The sequence below is a fragment of the Vibrio sp. Y176 genome, assembly GCF_033438945.1.
In genome coordinates, this window is the sequence record NZ_JAWOQS010000001.1 from 635567 (window position 1) to 653078 (window position 17512).

Genomic DNA, 17512 nt, shown 5'->3' on the forward strand with positions numbered 1-17512 from the left:
GGTTAAGCCTTTTCGCTATCAAATCAATTCGCAATTATGCGTTTTTTAGCTGTGCTACTTTCGCTTCAGACAATGGCTTAGTGATGAACGCTAGTACGATACATACTGCCATCATTGCTGAAGAAATTGTGTAAGCCAAGGTGTAGCCGTCGCCATTTGTCATCGAGAAACCAACAACCGCTGCGCCGATTGCACCACCGATACCCCATGCTGTGTAAAGCACGCCGTAGTTAGTGCCGTAGTTTTTCAGACCGTAGAACTCAGCCGTTAGAGTAGGGAATACCGCTAGAAGTGTGCCGTAACCTACCGCTGCGATTGCTGTACCGATGATCAGTGTAAACTCAGAGTCGAACGTCGCGAACAGCACCATGTTTACGCCTTGTAGAACGAACGCGAGTAGAAGCGTACGAACACCGCCGATTTTATCTGCAAGCATACCCGCGGCAACACGACCGCCAGAGTTAAATACAGCAAGAATAGACGCTAGGTAAACCGCGTTTGGCAAGTTTGCTTGAACGCTTGCGATTGTCGTGATGTTACCAATGATCATTAGACCAACAGAAGCTGCAAACGCGTACATGATCCATAGAGAGTAGAACTGTGGCGTTTTCAACATTGCTTTCCAAGTTAAGTCATCTGACTTTTTCACCGCTTTAGGTGCTTGGCCTTCTTTTACTTTAGGCTCCGCAGGTGTGTAGTCTGCTGGTGGGTTGTTGATGGTTGCTGCAAGAGGAACCGCAATCGCTAGGATACCAACACCAAGAATCATAAAGCTAGTTTGAATGCCCATGCTGTCTATTAGCGCAGAAGTTACTGGCGCAAGGTAAATAGCCGCTAGACCAAAACCTGCCGCAATAATGCCGTTAACCATACCTTTCTTCGAAGCGTGGAACCACTTCATCGCAGAAGGTGATAGGCATGCGTAACCAAAGCCGATACCTGCACCTGTGATCACACCGAATGTAATGTTCAACATTAGTGGAGAGTTCACAAAGCCAGAAGCGATCATGCCCAGACCTGTAAGAACAGTACCTAGGATAAGGATCATTCGAGGGCCCATGCGGTCTTGAAGAATACCTGCAATAAGAAGACAGATAGAGAAAGTGATGGTTGCAGTTGCGTAAGGTGCAGAAGCTTCTGCAGCACTCCAGCCTGATTCAGTTACCAGTGCCTTGTTGAATACACTCCAAGCATACAGGATGCCAAGACAAAGGTTGATACAGAACCCTGCTAACAGGATGCGCATAGCTTTATCAATCTTGCTCATTTTTATTCTCAGTTTTTCCTCTTATTGGCAATGCCGCAAAGAAGGTTGGTTTAAAGATGTTTTTTCTCAAAATTAGTTTGCGTTTTTCAACGTTTAACGCAATGAGCGCGGATTATAACCAATAAATATGTGATTGGAATCTCTTTTTACGGTTACTGATAAAATAATTTGCAACATTAAAAGTGGATGTGAATTCATGGTTTTGTATGTAGTAAGAACGTTGTAAAAAAGTGATATTTTTTGTTCGCTAATAACGAATGATGAGTCAAGACAGAGAGGTTTTACGCTGTTGAGTGCACAGTTCACATTTCAAATAAAAAATTTCAAAATGTTTCCATGTTAACCATCTGTAACAAAAATGGCGAATTTATCATCTAACTGTCGTAAGTATCAGATGCAAAGGGTTTCTTAATTTTTAATTGTTAACCTTTTGTAATAATTGAAGCTGATTAGCTTTTATGTTCATTAAGTGAGCAAAAAAGTAACTTGTAATTGCTGATTTTAGGCGCAGAATATAGTGAAAAATGAGTTTTCATTTATGAAGGGATGCTTTTTAGATTTGTTGTGAGGTGACTTATGAAACTGTTCCTATTACTCATGGCTTCGGTATCCGCTGGTATCGCATCAGCAGACCACATCCATTCATTTATGTTGGGCTTATCTATTGCTTCTTTAGCTGTAGGTAGCTGTTATTTCTTCGCATTTCGCAGCTCGCGCTTTCCACAGCTTGCTTTATTCCTACTCATTTGCGGTATGCTTTCTAAGTTGACGATAACCGTAGTCGGTGTGATGTGGGGAATGTCCGCGGAATTAATCACGTCTCCAATCGTATTCGCACTTTCATATTTATTCTTTTCGCTTGCCGTTACCTACTTATGGTTTAGCTACAGAGAGAGCATCACTAAGATTCCTGACCGATTTAAGTCAGCGTAAATCAACACATTAGAATAAAAAAAACGCCAGCACATTTGCTGGCGTTTTTAATTAAACGTAATTTTGTTCGGATATTGCTTTTAGTTTGATCGTGGCAATACCGTTAGGCACTCATTGGAACAAGCACCATAGTACCAATAATCACCGTGATAAGGCCTGCTAGAACTGGAACGGATGTGCGTTTTACAACCTCAAACGGGCTGATGTTTGCCATACCTGATGTCGCAACGATTACGCCAGATACTGGTGAGATAGTACGGCCTAGGTTTGATGCTTGAAGCATCGGGATAATTAGGAAAGCAGGGTTTAATCCCATTTTCGCAGCCAAAGATGGTGCTAACTCCACGAACGCATAAAAAGGCGCGTTACCCGAACCCGTTGCAATTGCTGCTGCAACTGTCAATGCAGTTAGAATAAGCATTAAAGCAACGCCGCCTGCACCAGCATTATCTGCTAGATGAAGTAGGTTATCGATAGCGCCGATAGACATCAGACCTTGTGCAAAAACCCCTGCGGCAACCAAAAGCATCACAACGCCTTTGAACGCGTCAGCCATGCCTGCGTAACAAGAATCTAAATCTTCTAGTGATTTCTTACCATCGAACTTATTTACAACATAATGGATCAGAGCTCCAAGGAAAATCGAACCAACCACAATAGTGTAGATGTCTAGACTAAGTCCTGGAATGGTACGACCGTTGAATAGGAAAACGCCGATGATAGGTAGAAATGGAAGAGCTGCATAAAACGCTGGTGCGTCAGCTTTGATCTCTGATACATCAATTTTTTCCATTGGTGTATTTTCTTTCTTATCTAAGTATTTGTTCCAGAAGAACGCTGCCGCTGCCATGACGATGATTGCGCAAATAGAAACAGGCAACACAGTTTGTACCGCAAACACATCAAGCTCTAAACCAGACTTTTCTGCTGCGATAACAACATCACCAGAAGTAGGAGAAAGAATGATTGCCGCTGGAGAGGCACACACTGCAACGGCTGCTGGACGAGAAATGCCCATCGCGACCATCATAGGGAATAGTGTCGCCATTAATAGTACGCCAAGGCCTGTTGCAGAACTTACCGCAAGAGACATTAAACACGCCACAATGTAAGCCGCTACCAAAAGGACGTAAGGAGACTTGATGACAGAAAGCGGTTTAGAGAACTGTTTCACTACCACGTTGTTCGCGCCGATATGAGTCATGTATGACGCAAAACCACAAAGCAGCATGATTTGCATACCAAGACCGCCACCGCGGTATTGAAGCATGTATTTCACGTATTCAAGCGCATCTGTCACCATGTTACCAGTTGAGGTGATTTTTGACGGCAGCACGTCGTGCCCCAAAACGCCAGTCATAAGAAGTAAAGCAATACCAGCGGTCAGTAACACGCCCGCAGCTTTATAGCCTTTGACAATAAAGTAACCCACCGCAATGGTAACCACTAAGCCAATTAAGAGCTCTAACATAGGGATCTCCGAATGTTATGTAAAAAAGAAAGAAACTGTTTCAGTTTATGACAAGGAATTTACAGAATTCTTAGCTGTGGCACGAGACAAATATGGGGCTTGCATGATCTGAGACAAATAATAATTTAATAAATAATTTCGTTAGATTGTATTGTTGGAATTTGGTTTTCTAAGTGTTATGTGCTGGTTTGAAGCTATTTATAGGAAGGAAAATATGACTAGGAAAGTGAATGAATAAAGAGTGAATTGATTCACAATAGGAAAAAGACTTTACTCAGTAAGCAATTATTGGAAAACACTCTTCGCAACAAAAAAGCTTCGCCGAAGCGAAGCTAAGTAATCGTAAGAATGAGGATAAACTATGCGTATCGACGAACCATAAGGTTCCAACTAAGCTGCTGCCGTTCGAACTCTGCTTTAATTTGCTGATACTTCATTTTTGTTACAGAACATTCGTATTTTTTTACCACACTGGCAGTTTTGGCACCGAGTACTTCTTTACGCATCTCGTAGTATTCCTGCATGTGATGAACTAGAGTATCAAACTCGTGCTGTAGCTGATCGAGGATCGTTTGCGTGTTCGGTTTCGATTCTAGCTTTTCTCTTGCTTTCTTCAAAAGTTGACTCGCACGGGCTTTTTCAATTCTAAATGCAGGCGTTGTGCGCAACTTAGATGTGAGTCCTAGCCAAGAACATGACTTTATCAACCACTTCGTTGGGTCGTAATGCCACCAATACACGCCATTGCGATAGTCATTCTCGAAAATATGATGGAAATTATGGTAACCCTCTCCAAATGTGAAAAAGGCGAGTACACCATTATCGCGAGCAGTGTTTTTGTCTGTGAAAGTTTGCTTACCCCAAATATGTGCGAGGGAGTTAATGAAAAAAGTCGTATGGTGACTCATAAAGAGTCGAGCCGCACCAACGACCAATAACATCCCCCAGATATCACCGTAGATCAGTCCGAGCATGACTGGGAAACCAATATTAGTCAGTAGGGCAAGTGGAACATAATACTTATGCTGCCACATGACGATTTTGTCGCGCTTTAGGTCACGGCAGTTTGTATATTCGTTTTCCTTTGATTTATTGTAATCACGTAACATCCACCCAATGTGAGAATACCAAAAACCCCGCTTGGCTGAGTACGGATCTTTATCGTTATTGTCGACATGTTTGTGATGCACACGATGATCAGAAGACCAATGTAATGCACTATTTTGCAAAGAAAATGCTCCTCCAATCGCAAAAATGGCGCGCAAAATAGGATGAGCTTCGTATGTTTTGTGGCTCCAGAGACGATGATAGCCTGCTGTAATAGAAAGGTTAGTAAAACTAAATGCAATCACTCCCCAAATTAGATGTTCCCAACCCAGTCCAAAATGATATGCATACCAAGGCATTACAATAAAAGTCAGAACAAAACTGGCAGAAAATATTAATGTATTCAACCAGATAACAGGTGGTTTGTTTTGAGTCACAGGTGTATCCCTAACTTTGAGCTAACAACTGTTCGCTAGAATATCAGCGTACACATGTAAGTCAAATTAAAGTTAGACAAATGTGACTATTCCTTTGGGTGTAGATTAAGGAACTTGATGGGATATTTTGCTTTTAATTGAATAATGAGTAGTATTAAAAAATGAGCTCTGGCTTAAGGTGTATAAAATCTGCCAAGAAACAAGTGTTATAAAGGTGGAATATACCGAGACTCTATAAAGAAGCAAAAATGTAAGAAAATAGGAATACGTAATGGATTTACGATTAGCGGAATATAAGGACTACGAGCGCATTGCGCATCTTCATGCGGATAGCTGGAAGCGTCATTACCGTGGCATTCTTAGTGATAACTATCTTGAGAAAGAAGCGATTGACGACAAACTACTGATTTGGCAAACCCGTTTGACCAACCCACCATTCAATCAGCACATTGTCTTGGCGGAGGAGGGAGGTTTGCTACTTGGCTTTGTTTGTGTGTTCGGCAACCATGATTTCGAGCGTGGAACCTTTATTGACGCATTGCATGTTGATGACAGTTACCGTGGTCGTGGGATTGGTAAGCAGCTATTACTTGCTGTCGCAGAATGGCAACAGCAGTACTTTAAAGACACAGGTCTTTATTTAGAAGTTGTGTCGCAAAACATTTCTGCGATTGAATTCTATCGCCACATTGGTGGACAAGAGGATCAAGAGCGAACTTGGCGCGCACCTGATGGCAAAGAGGTGTTAGAAAAAGTATTCCGTTGGAAGAACGCCCAGTCATTAGTTAGTGGGATTGAGGAAAACGTGATTTACTCCTAACCTAGCGTTCTAAAACATTAGATAAGAGCAGTCTCAACACTGCTCTTTTTTGTTTATGCACCCTAACGTTATGTTTTATTACAAGCTTTCTAGAAGTTAACCCCCATGGCTTTTAGTTCGAGCTCACATTGCTGAGCATTTTCAAACTGAATAGCAGCCATGCCAACTGCTCGGGCACCTTCAACATTGTAAGGCATGTCATCAATAAATACTGTCTCTTCGGGGTTAAGCTGATACTTTGAAAGTAGAGTTTGGTAGATCTCCGCTTGTGGTTTTAGTAATTGAACTTCAGAAGAGATGATTGCTCCATCAAACAGTGGCCAAAACTCATAGGTAGTACGAAGATGTTCCACAATTTCGTTGATGTTGTCTGTGAGCGCATATACGCCATATCCGGCACTTTTTACTCGTTTTAACAGCTCTATACTGCCGTAAAGTAGTATTTGAGTGTGTTTTACATAATAAAAGAAGCGGTCCATTTCTTCTGTCGTTACTTGGTGTTCACGTTGATAACGCTGTTTTGCTTCCCTTTCGGAGATCGTCCCTTTATTTAAATCTTTCCAGATTTGTGATGAAAATAGCATCTGAGCCATTTTCTCTGACTCTACGGAACCACCAAATGTTAAGCGAACGATTTCTACTGGAGACCAGCGTACCAATACATTACCTACATCAAAAATGACATTTTTTATCTGGAAAGAATTCATGACACACCCCAAGCCAATTGTTTGTCACCGCGGTATATGCGGTGAGTGCTGTTTTTAAATCGTTGGAAAGCCGTGCCAAAGGCGCGACTTAAGTTTCTAGAACAAAATGAGATTAACATCCAATTGGATACAGAGCGATTATCGCAAAATTACACTAAACTATATGCAACTTTGTTTATTTGGTTGTAAATCAAGTGCAGCTGTCTTAAAAGATTGAAACTAAAGATAAGTATTGCGAGCTGTTTACGTCATTTCGCGCTGCTTATAAATGATGATTAATATATAATTAGTTAATAATAAAATGATAAAAGTGAATCAAAATCACATTGTTGTGCGTCAGGCGGAGTAAGCAAAACAGATTATATGGACTCGATACGTAAGGTTTATCAATATGCAGAACCAAACCTAACTCTCGTTGGCTGGATGGGGTTTCTTGGCTTTCCGCTGTACTACTTTGTCTGGGAGTTTGCCTTTCCACAGGCTTATGAAAATTTACCTCTTAGATTGTTTTGCTCGTTATTGTTTTTCGGCATCATTTTTAGAAACCGCTTATCATCGACTTGGAGAGATTATGTTCCTATTTACTACCAAGTGACGATAACGCTGTGCTTACCGTTTTTCTTTTTTTATATGTTACTGATGAATGACTGGTCCAATGTATGGGTTATGTCGTTTATGTCTGCAATTTTCTTACACATTTTACTGGTTCATGTTACTAGGGTCATGTTTGCTCAAACCTTTGCTGGGATAGGTTTAGCAACATTCTTCGCTTGGGTTGCAAAAGGGTTCCATCTTGACTTGACCATGGATTGGACTCATGTGCCAATCTTTCTGTTTATTTATGTCTTCGGTAATTTGTTCTATTTTCGTAACCAAGTTGAACATGAAGCGAAAGTCTCGCTGGCAAAATCATTCGGGGCAGGGATTGCACATGAAATGCGTAACCCGTTGAGTGGGCTTTGCACTTCAATAGATGTTATCCAGTCGATCTTGCCCAACATGAAAGAGGCAGGAAAAGAGCAGTACGTCATGAGTGTAGAGGATGTCACCTTATTGCGTGAAGTGAGTCAGGATGCAATGAACATTATCCAATCGGGTAATGAAACCATCGATTTATTGCTAACTTCGATTGATGAAAATCGAGTTTCTCGTTCTAGCTTCAAAAAATATTCAGTTCACTCGGTCGTTGAACAGGCAATTGAAAGCTTCAGTTATAAACGTGCCACTGATCGATTTGCCATATCGCTGGATGCGAGAAGTGAGTTTGAGTTTCTAGGTAGTGATACGCTGCTTAAATACGTTATGTATAATCTTTTCAAGAATGCCTTCCATCACCGTAAATCTGAAGATTTTCACATACATGTATCCATGATAAGTTCAGAACGTTTTAATCAAATTGTTGTAACCGATAATGGTGCTGGTATTGCTCCTGATGTTCTACGCAATATCTTTCAAGACTTTTACACCACTGGCAAATCAGGAAGTTATGGTTTGGGCTTACCGTTTTGTAAAAAAGTCATGCGTTCATTTGGGGGGAACATTGAGTGTCAATCTCAGTTAGGGGAGTGGTCTCAATTTACATTAACTTTCCCACTAACGACATCTGATACCGTTAATGAAATCAAAAACGATCTGACTAAACTCAAAACCATTCTAACGGTGACTAGCCAAGATATCTTGGTGTCTAAAGTAACAGATATTAGCCGTTTTATGGGCTTTGACTCGACGATTTTAGATGCCAACCAAGTACTCAAAAAGAAAGAGTACGAATTCGATCTGATTTTTATCGATCTTGAGAGCTTAGATCCAAGAGCAAACCAATTGGATAGATTAGAATCTCTCTTGTCTTTCACTGAAGCACGCATCGTTTATCTTTTTGAGCATCATCCGACTCAGAGAGCACGTAAGGCTGCATATGAACCTATTTGGATCGAAACGCAAGCCTGGTTATTGAATACTAAACCAACTATTGAGCGTCTCTTATATGATTCAAGCTATGTATCGACACCAACGGCCTCGGTGACGTTAGATAATTCAAATAAGCGCACAATTATGGTCGTGGATGATAATGAATCTTTGCGTAAATTCACGGCAATGTTACTTGAAAAGCAAGGCTTTGAAGTTATTCAGAAAGAAGACGGGCAGCAGGCTCTGGATACACTAGAGCAAGAAGATGTTGATCTCATTCTGATGGATATCGAAATGCCCATTATGGATGGTGTAGAAGCGTCTAGGCGAATTCGAAGCTCGGATAAAAACTATGCGTCGGTACCTATTATTGCACATACAGGGGATAGTTCACCTGTCACGTTGGACAAAATTGGGTCTTCGGGTATGTCTGACTTCATCGTAAAACCGGCGGATAAAAATCGCTTATTCGATAAAATCGCAAACTGGATCTAGTCATTCGCGGCTTGTTTTCTTGAGGCGAGTTACTCGCAACGAATAACACGAATAAAGAGCTCAGCAAAACTGTTGAGCTCTTTAGTTTTATCTACACACTAACTTACACAAACTCTAAGTCAGGGTGTGCAAATGCTTGTTGGCAGACAGTGAGTACATGATCAACTTCAGCAGCTGTCATGTCGGCATTGACTGAAAAACGGATGATGTTTTTGTTCCTTCCAGTTGCAGGGCGGCAAAACACTGCGCCGTAAACATTTCGCTCTTCGAGAAAATCGCGGACTCGCTCAGTGTTTCTCTCGTTGCCGCATTCTAATGAGATAATTTGTGATTCACTGCGAATAGTAAATCCAATGCGTTTTAAACCAACGGCTAAAGACTTGGCTCTTTCAAACAGAATATCTCGCTTATCATCTGATTTTCTTATGACGTCCAGTGTTTTCTCTAGCCGAATGATCTCTTGCGGTAATACGGTAGAACTAAATATTGCAGGGTACGCCACAAACGGAAGCGTCTTCGCCAGTTTTTCTGGGCCTAAAATCGCGCCAGCACGATAAGCAAATGTCTTGGCAAGACTAACGGTAATAAAATCTACCTTATGAGTTAAGCCAAGACCCTGCAGTATCCCCGCACCTTGTGGACCGTGTGTACCTAAAGAGTGTGATTCATCTACAACCAGGCCGCAGTCAAACTCCTGTGCTATTTCGTAGATATCACGTAGAGGAGCGATGGTCCCGATAGTGCTGTAAACCGAATCCACAACAATGATCCCTGAACCGTGACGTGAAATCTGCTTTCTTAGGTGACTGGTGTTGTTATGCATGAACGGATGAATTTGCGCTCCGGCAATACGTGCGCCTTCCCACAAAGACATATGTGCAAAGAAATCAATGTACACAGGTATGTTCGGTGCACAAATAGTCTGCAATAAACCGACATTCGCAGCCCAACCAGATTGAGAAAGTAGACAACTAGGCATACCAACGAAACTGGCTAGTTGCGTTTCAAATGCAGGTTTCGATTCATCATCTTGTAAGAAAATCGCGGACATCACGACGTTGTCATCGTGCTGGGAAATCGCATCACGATGCGCGTTTTGAATCTCCTTATTATGAGACAGTGCAAGGTAATCATTGCTTTGCAGGACAACGGCATTACACGGTGGGCGTTTACCAAGAACAAGGTGTTTTTTGTTCTCATTCGGTTCGATTAGATCTTGAATATAAAAATCTAGGCGTTCCTCGATAAAGGAGGGAAGTGGTTTGCTTTGTATAGTTTCACTCATAATAAATCTCTTCTTCATATGGAAAAACGCCAGCGCTGACACTTATTCATATTGCGGATTTTGGGGAGAGTGTCACTAACCAGGTTGCATAAGTTTGCAGACCCTTGCAAACTCGACATTTGAGGGTTGGATGGTGGCTGTAACTCTATAGGGGCCCGGGGTCTAAACTAGTTTGTGCTTAAAGTTTATACGGCGATTTTGCGGTGTTTTTTCGTGCTTCATATCTGGGATTTTGGATGAGGAATATAAAGTTTGAAAAGTGAAAAAAATGGGCGCATTAGATAACAAAAAAGGCGCGAAAATCGCGCCTTGAAACATGAGTAGATAAGAGACAAGCTTATCGCTTATTACGTAAATAGCGCTTACGACGCTCTTCTTTACGCTTCGCTTTCTCTTCTTCTTTACGGGCGGTTTCAATCTCGACTTCAATCAGCTCTTGAGTGATCATTTCTGGGCGTTCTAATGTAATTTGGCCCAAAGTGCCTTGACGAAGTTCGTGCAATAAGATCTCTGATACTTTGTGCAAGTCAACACGTCCACCTGCACGTAGTGCACCGCGGCGACGACCAATTTCTTCCATGATCTCGATATCTGATTCTGGAAGCTCTTCAATTTGATAACGCTCTTTAAGCTTGTCTGCATAATGAGCTGCTAGGTATTCAATGGTATAGAATGCGACTTCGTCATATTCCATCGCTGTATCTTTTACCGCGCCAGTAGCCGCAAGGCGGAAGCCACTGTGTGGATTTTCCACTTTTGGCCATAAAATTCCTGGAGTATCAGATAATACGATGCCATTTTGCAGGTTGATACGCTGTTGACGACGTGTAACCGCGGGTTGGTTACCTGTTACAGCGATTGTTCGACCTGCGAGGGTGTTAATGATCGTCGACTTTCCAACGTTTGGGATGCCCATGATCATGGTACGAATGTTTTTACCAATTTCTTCTCGGTGTGGGGCAAGTTTGCGGCAAAGCTCCATGATTCGATGCACTTCTTGTGGTTCAGAAGTCGTGATCGCCATTGCTTTTACATGTTGCTCTTGCTCCAAGTGCTCAATCCACAGTTGAGTTAACTCTGGATCGGCCAAATCACGTTTGTTCAAAACTTTAACGACAGGTTTGTCACCACGGATTTGAGAAATCAAAGGGTTTTCACTACTGAAAGGAATACGAGCATCCAGTACTTCGATGATCACATCCACTTGAGGGATTGCTTCTTCGATCTCTTTACGTGCTTTGTGCATGTGGCCAGGAAACCACTGGATTGAGTTATTAACCATTTGAATTTAATACCTTAATTTTTCTAATGCTCCAGCGGTTGTAAAAGTAGCAATGTGAATCTTGAGTGACACAATACTAGAATGCATTTTCTAAAACTGTGTTTACTTCAAGCTGCTCGAAACCGCGGAGTTGAGCTTTCTTTCATGTTAATACGCCAGTTTATCATGGAATGATGATGAATCATTCAAGATGAAAGTAAAAAGCTATGGCGTGCAAACCTAAAAGCACACATCCCTTATGTATACCGACTCGCAGTGAATATCCGTCTGGGTGAGAGACTGAACGCAAACGCTGTGTAGTCAAAGGTGGATTGTGTTGTCAGATTGTTCTGACGAATTTTGGTTTTTTACTTTTATATCAGAGTGTTATTTTTATTTCACTGTTGAGCGAAGTTTGACTTTTATCTGACAAAAACTAGTCTGAGCTTCCATTCAGAGGAAGCAGTCATGCTCAGTATTCTTAGAAGTATTACGGTATCGTCCGTCGCCTTAATTTTTTTAGCGAGTTCTTTTTGCTCAACGGCCAAACAGAGTCCTAAACCGAAGGTCATCGTTGGTGTTATTGCGCAAGACGAAGCTAAAGACTCGTTTGACGGTAGCGTTGGTCCTTCGTACGGAATTAGTCTTGAGTATTTGTCTAACATTACTAAAGCTCTGGATTATGAGTTAGAACTTCGGACTTACAAGCATATTCCGTCTTTACTTGCGGATGTCGAAAGCAAGAGGATTGATGGTGCGGTTGGATTTAGTAAAACAGCAGCAAGAGAAAAGCGTTTCTTGTTTTCGATGCCTTTTTTTTCGAGCACTATCGCTGTTTGGTATCGGAATGCCACTTACCGAGATAGTGATGCGCGTGATCTTAAATGGGTGTGTGTTGAGGGCAGTGTATATTGTGACAACCTCACTGAACGCGGTATCGATAAGATACATTACGTTAAAACACGTTTAGAGGCGTTTAATGAAGTTAAGCGAGGTAAAGCGAACGCGCTGATTTATACTTATGTTGGTATTACCCAATATTTGGATTTGAATGACATTGTAAAAGGGGTTGTCGATATTCCCAGTTGGTTGAAAAACGAAGAGGTGAGTTTTATCGCTTCGTTGGACAAACAAAGTCTGATCGATGACATCAACAAAATCCTTCAGTGGGAGCAAAATGGAAAAAACATTCGCTCCGTCGCCTCGAAAAATCCTTACCATATCAGTGATAAGTTATTGGTAGATTACCGACGTAATCATCAAAACAAACTAGTGATAACTTACAGCAGCAGTGACGAAGCTTATCCGTTTCTCTACCGAGATTCGCAAACGGGCGAGTTAGACGGTTTCTTTCCAGATTTTGTCGACTTATTGCAGTCTCGTACTGGCTTGAGCTTTAAGTATGTGAAGCCGACGTCGAGCCTTTCTAATGGATTAACGGCATTTGATGCCGATATAGTCCCCATCTCTTATGTGGGTGAGCTACCTAAGTCAGATTGGTTGTTCACTAAACCATTCATGCACAGTAATTACGTGGCTATCCAAACGGAGCAGAGCAAGCGCGATAAATCTGCACTGAAAGAAGCGGGTATTCTGCTCACTTTGAAAAAGCAAGGGTTAGTTCATTTGGGCACTTGGCAACAAGGCCAAGTTGATCATTATGATGATTTGAAAAAGCTGCTTACCGATTTGAAATCGGGCGTTTTGGATGTGGCTTACATTCCTGACGACATCGTTCACAACATGATTGCACAAGATCAAGTCGATGGCTTGGTGATCAATGCGGAGGACGTTTTGACGTTCTCTAATGCATTTGCGGTTGCAAACCACAATACACAACTTCAACACATGTTGAACAGCATCATCGAAACCATTGATTCTAACGAGATCGAAAAACTGCTGCGTTCTCACCGAAGCTTCAAACTGACTTATGGCTATGACGCGGAGCAGATCGCTACATTTGTTGTTGCTGGTTCATTCATATTCTGTCTCATGTTAATTGCGGCGTATTTCATCTTATCTCACATGCGACTTAAAGTGAGGTTAGCCGAATTTAATGCTGACAATGAGGAAGCGGAAAAGCAATGGCTGATGGACATCATCAAAGAGATCAATAGCTTGGTTTTTATCCATAGTGAAAATAACCATATGGAGATGAGCAATTGTGCCAACTACAACAGTAAACAGTGCCAACAATGTAAGTTGAAAAGTGATTCTGCGCACGCTCCTCTGGTGAATAATTTTGATGAACTAACCACTGTTATTGCTGGAAAGCGTATTTCAGAAGAGGTTGCCTCGTCGGGCTGTGAACTTGATATTAAACATGTATATCGAGAACGCAAAGTCATCGCTTCTCCTAGCGGTAAGAACAAGTTTGTACTGACTGTTATTCAAGATATTACCCAGCAAAAAGAACGTGAGCAGGCGTTAATCGATGCGCAAAAAGAAGCGCAAACCGCGGTACGTGCGCGCGAAAACTTTTTGGCAACCATGAGTCACGAATTAAGAACGCCATTGTCGGCAGCACACGGCATCCTCGATTTGCTAAATCGCCAAGTGACGGCAGATTCAAATCGCGAGTTAATTGCCCAAGCCATACGCTCGCTCAATCATTTGAATACGCTAGTAGACGAAGTACTGGATTATTCAAAGTTAGAGGCAGGGCACTTAACCGTCGCCCCAGTTAAGACCGACTTGCTTAAAACCTTGTGCGATGTGTTTCGAAGCTTTGAACCACGAGCGCTAGCGAAAGGTTTGGATTACAAAGTGACAATCAAACCATTTTCGAATGCTTTCATTGAAATCGACGCGCTGCGATTGGTGCAAATTACCACCAATCTACTCTCCAATGCGATGAAATTCACTGCCGAAGGAGAAGTTGGAATCAGTGTCATTCTTCATGAAAAGCAGCTTATTTTGAAAGTGGCGGATTCAGGTATCGGCATGACGGATGACCAACTCGAAGGCATTCTCAATCCTTTTGTTCAAGCGGATGACACTATTACGCGTAAATATGGCGGTACTGGATTGGGGCTAAGCATTGTTGACCGATTGATCGACTGCATGGGCGGCGTGCTCTGCATCGATTCACAATTTGGCTTGGGCACGACGATTACTGTCAGACTGCCAATTGAGCATTGCGACTCTAAGCCAGACGTTTGTTTGAACTGGACGTATAGCGAGAGCTTACCACTTAATATTCGCCAGTGGTGTGACGCGTGGAAAATGCGTCCAGCGACGTTAAAAACAATGGTGGCGAACCTTCACCCTATACACGACAGCGATGCCAGTTTTAATGGCCTAATGCTGCGTGACGAACAAAGGGTACTTGGCAGTCTTACGCTAAGAGAGATTCAATATCCAGATACATTGTTCAATTTGCTCAGCCAAACGCAGCAAGAAACCAAGCTTAGTGACGTAAATCAAGAAGTGGTTTCTTGGGTTCTCGGCACGGTACTGGTCGCAGAAGATAATCCCATTAACCAAAGTGTGATAGCAATGCAGCTTCATGAACTTGGAATCGAACCTGTCATTGTGAATAACGGCCGCGAAGCATGGGAATACATCAACCAAGATGAAAACGTTGTGTTGCTGCTGACCGATTTTCATATGCCAGAAATGGATGGCTATGAGCTTGTTAGGCACGTGAAAAACTCCGAATTTAAAGCAATTCCAATCATCGGTGTGACAGCAGAAGATGCTCGTCTTGCCATTGAACGTACACAGGATATCGGCATTGATGATGTGCTCTACAAGCCCTATGACCTTAATCAATTAAAAACCGTTTTGATTCCATTTATTGGCGAAAAAGAGAGGGGTAGGCTGCCCGGCTGGATTAAACGGTTCAAAGCTCAGGACGCAAAAGAGATTGCGCGCGTGTTTAGTCAATCAATGTCTACAGATATAAAAAACTTAAACGCCGCATCGACTGAGCGAGACAAAAAACGGGTCATTCATGGCATCAAAGGAGCGGTTGGGACGATAGGGGTAAGCATGCTGGCTGAGCTTTGTATTGAGGCAGAACGAGTTACTGCTGCGGAGTTTGACAGGCGAACAGCGGAGCTAATTTTACGAATCGAGCAGGAGATCGAAAACATAAACTATTGGGTAGAGACAAATGAATACACAATTTAATGTGATGGTGATTGATGACCATCCGCTACAAACCACAATACTTACGCAAATATTGGAACGCTATTGCGCGCAAGTCATCCCTTTTAACTGTGTGGATGCCGCTATTCAGAGTGTGCAGGAACAATATTTTGACGTGATTTTTTGTGATATCCAAATGCCCGGAAAAGACGGCATCGATATGATGGAAATGCTCGATAAAGTCCAGTACCAGGGGCAAGTTGTACTGGTCAGTGCAATGGAATTGACCATTATTTCTGCGGTAAGAGCCATGTGCGAGGGATTTAGTTTTGAAGTATTAGGGAAGCTGCCTAAGCCATACGATGAAAATGAAGTCGTTGATTTGTTGGGTAAAATAAAAGATGAAAAAGCGAAACAAGTCAGCTTTGCTCAACCTATTGAAGTGGAAGATCAAGAATTCCTGTTTGCTCTGGCTGAAGGGCGAGTGAAAAATTATTACCAGCCTTTAGTCGATGTGCAAAGTGGGGAAGTGCTTGGGTATGAAGCGCTCGCGCGTTGGAATCATCCTATTTATGGTGTGTTACCCCCTCATTATTTTTTGCCAATTGTAGAGCGTTGCCGCCTTTCTGGAGAGTTGTTTCAAGCTGTATTGAGTAATGTTATCTATGACATGAAACACCGCGGATTGACGCAAAACGTATCCATCAATGTAGACCATGAAAACTTAGAAGATACGGCGTTCTCTCATTACTTTTTACAGCAATGTTTAGAGAGCGAGATTGACCCATCACAAATCACCATTGAAATTACAGAGCGAGATACATTTCAGACTAGCGCGTCCCTGTACAAGAATTTACTCAAGTTGAGGATGAACGGTGTCACTGTCTCAATAGATGATTTTGGCACGGGGTCATCGACGTTTGAAAAACTGGCTCAACTGCCATTCAACGAGTTAAAAATCGATCGTTCGTTTGTGCAAGGTGTCGAATGCGACATCAAAAAACGCAACATCGTTGTTGCTATTTGCGCGTTAGCGAAAAGTTTGAATATACGACTGGTCGCGGAAGGTATTGAAGACGAAGTCACACTGCAAGCGATACGTGAGTATGGGATTGATCTTTGCCAAGGCTTCTACATTGATAAACCCATGCCACTAGAAGCCATAACCATACTAAATGAAAGATATGAATAAATTGAATTACTTGATCTTTGACGATCATCCTCTCGTTTGTGTTGCAATCAAGTCATTGTTGGAAGAGTTAGGGAAAACAAATGGGGTATTTACTGCAACATCAGCGAAGATGGCATTACAAATATTGAAAAAGGAAGAAATTCAACTGTTGATCTTAGATGTGAACTTGGCAGATTGCGATGGGTTTGATTTCTACAAACGTATCAAATCCCATGGTTATGAAGGCAAAGTCATTTTCTTCTCCGCTGAAACTAGCCAAATGTACAGCCAAATGGCTTTTCGTTCTGGCGCTGATGGCTATGTGTGTAAATCGGAAAATCACGACATTCTTAAAGACGCGATAGAAGCGGTAGAGAAGGGGTATACCTTCTTCAAATTTAAGCAAGTTGTTAACAGCGTTCGAGAAATGCCACAACTTTCAAGCAGAGAAAGTGCAGTAATGAAGTATTTATTACAAGGAAAGTCCAATAGAGAAATCGCTTCAGTGCTATCAATAAGTGATAAAACAGTCAGCACATACAAACGCCGTCTATTGGATAAATTTAACGTAAAGAACATTGTTGAGCTAACAAGAGTGGCGGGGGCGTAAGACCGCAT

General features: G+C 42.0%; 12 protein-coding genes. 6 read left to right on the top strand and 6 right to left on the bottom strand.

Features of this window, described 5'->3' with window-relative positions; genetic code table 11:
- Window positions 1-34: 34 nt before the first annotated feature.
- Window positions 35-1267: an OFA family MFS transporter gene (locus tag R7O13_RS02755; protein ID WP_213866385.1), complete on the bottom strand. Its 1233-nt coding sequence runs from the start codon at window positions 1265-1267 to the stop codon at window positions 35-37.
- Between the two features lie 576 nt (window positions 1268-1843).
- Between R7O13_RS02755 and R7O13_RS02760 the strand changes: the two genes are divergently transcribed.
- Window positions 1844-2200 carry a hypothetical protein gene (locus R7O13_RS02760; RefSeq protein ID WP_005376535.1) on the top strand — a complete coding sequence of 119 codons (357 nt, stop codon included), beginning with the start codon at window positions 1844-1846 and terminating at the stop codon, window positions 2198-2200.
- Between the two features lie 103 nt (window positions 2201-2303).
- Here the strand turns inward: R7O13_RS02760 and dcuC are convergent, their stop codons facing one another.
- Window positions 2304-3671 (bottom strand): anaerobic C4-dicarboxylate transporter DcuC, encoded by a 1368-nt coding sequence (gene dcuC / locus R7O13_RS02765; protein WP_005376528.1) that lies wholly within the window; start codon window positions 3669-3671, stop codon window positions 2304-2306.
- Window positions 3672-4030: 359 nt separating this feature from the next.
- On the bottom strand, window positions 4031-5155 hold the full coding sequence (locus tag R7O13_RS02770) for an acyl-CoA desaturase (protein WP_318302927.1): 1125 nt from the start codon (window positions 5153-5155) through the stop codon (window positions 4031-4033).
- 271 nt (window positions 5156-5426) lie between these two features.
- Here R7O13_RS02770 and R7O13_RS02775 point away from each other — a divergent pair, with 271 nt between their 5' ends.
- Window positions 5427-5975 carry a GNAT family N-acetyltransferase gene (locus tag R7O13_RS02775; protein WP_005376525.1) on the top strand — a complete coding sequence of 183 codons (549 nt, stop codon included), beginning with the start codon at window positions 5427-5429 and terminating at the stop codon, window positions 5973-5975.
- 89 nt (window positions 5976-6064) lie between these two features.
- On the opposite strand, the gene R7O13_RS02780 is transcribed toward R7O13_RS02775, so the two are convergent.
- Window positions 6065-6682, bottom strand: a complete 618-nt coding sequence (locus R7O13_RS02780) for an HAD family hydrolase (RefSeq protein WP_104976141.1) — start codon at window positions 6680-6682, stop codon at window positions 6065-6067.
- A 363-nt stretch (window positions 6683-7045) separates the two neighbouring features.
- Between R7O13_RS02780 and R7O13_RS02785 the strand changes: the two genes are divergently transcribed.
- Window positions 7046-9085: a response regulator gene (locus R7O13_RS02785; protein ID WP_318302930.1), complete on the top strand. Its 2040-nt coding sequence runs from the start codon at window positions 7046-7048 to the stop codon at window positions 9083-9085.
- Window positions 9086-9188: 103 nt separating this feature from the next.
- Here R7O13_RS02785 and cqsA read toward each other — a convergent pair whose 3' ends face one another.
- Complete coding sequence (gene cqsA / locus R7O13_RS02790; protein ID WP_005376522.1) at window positions 9189-10370, bottom strand: alpha-hydroxyketone-type quorum-sensing autoinducer synthase; 1182 nt, start codon at window positions 10368-10370, stop codon at window positions 9189-9191.
- A 337-nt stretch (window positions 10371-10707) separates the two neighbouring features.
- A complete protein-coding gene (gene ylqF, locus R7O13_RS02795; RefSeq protein ID WP_005376521.1) occupies window positions 10708-11652 on the bottom strand; it encodes a ribosome biogenesis GTPase YlqF in 945 nt (314 codons plus the stop codon).
- 447 nt (window positions 11653-12099) lie between these two features.
- Here ylqF and R7O13_RS02800 point away from each other — a divergent pair, with 447 nt between their 5' ends.
- From R7O13_RS02800 to R7O13_RS02810, 3 genes are read left to right on the top strand one after another with little or no spacing between them, the layout of a single operon-like run.
- Entirely contained in the window at window positions 12100-15765 is a 3666-nt protein-coding gene (locus R7O13_RS02800; RefSeq protein WP_203345395.1) for an ATP-binding protein, read from the top strand.
- Window positions 15749-16915 (top strand): EAL domain-containing response regulator, encoded by a 1167-nt coding sequence (locus R7O13_RS02805; protein WP_054576033.1) that lies wholly within the window; start codon window positions 15749-15751, stop codon window positions 16913-16915. Before R7O13_RS02800 ends, R7O13_RS02805 begins: the two co-directional genes overlap by 17 nt.
- A complete protein-coding gene (locus tag R7O13_RS02810) occupies window positions 16908-17504 on the top strand; it encodes a response regulator transcription factor (RefSeq protein ID WP_017635347.1) in 597 nt (198 codons plus the stop codon). The genes R7O13_RS02805 and R7O13_RS02810 overlap by 8 nt, the downstream gene beginning before the upstream one ends.
- Window positions 17505-17512 lie beyond the last annotated feature (8 nt).

Coding starts and splice junctions, on each gene's coding strand:
- R7O13_RS02755 (WP_213866385.1), bottom strand. CDS start 1,267: ATGAGCAAGATTGATAAAGCTATGCGCATCCTGTTAGCAGGGTTCTGT.
- R7O13_RS02760 (WP_005376535.1), top strand. CDS start 1,844: ATGAAACTGTTCCTATTACTCATGGCTTCGGTATCCGCTGGTATCGCA.
- dcuC (WP_005376528.1), bottom strand. CDS start 3,671: ATGTTAGAGCTCTTAATTGGCTTAGTGGTTACCATTGCGGTGGGTTAC.
- R7O13_RS02775 (WP_005376525.1), top strand. CDS start 5,427: ATGGATTTACGATTAGCGGAATATAAGGACTACGAGCGCATTGCGCAT.
- R7O13_RS02780 (WP_104976141.1), bottom strand. CDS start 6,682: ATGAATTCTTTCCAGATAAAAAATGTCATTTTTGATGTAGGTAATGTA.
- R7O13_RS02785 (WP_318302930.1), top strand. CDS start 7,046: ATGGACTCGATACGTAAGGTTTATCAATATGCAGAACCAAACCTAACT.
- cqsA (WP_005376522.1), bottom strand. CDS start 10,370: ATGAGTGAAACTATACAAAGCAAACCACTTCCCTCCTTTATCGAGGAA.
- ylqF (WP_005376521.1), bottom strand. CDS start 11,652: ATGGTTAATAACTCAATCCAGTGGTTTCCTGGCCACATGCACAAAGCA.
- R7O13_RS02800 (WP_203345395.1), top strand. CDS start 12,100: ATGCTCAGTATTCTTAGAAGTATTACGGTATCGTCCGTCGCCTTAATT.
- R7O13_RS02805 (WP_054576033.1), top strand. CDS start 15,749: ATGAATACACAATTTAATGTGATGGTGATTGATGACCATCCGCTACAA.
- R7O13_RS02810 (WP_017635347.1), top strand. CDS start 16,908: ATGAATAAATTGAATTACTTGATCTTTGACGATCATCCTCTCGTTTGT.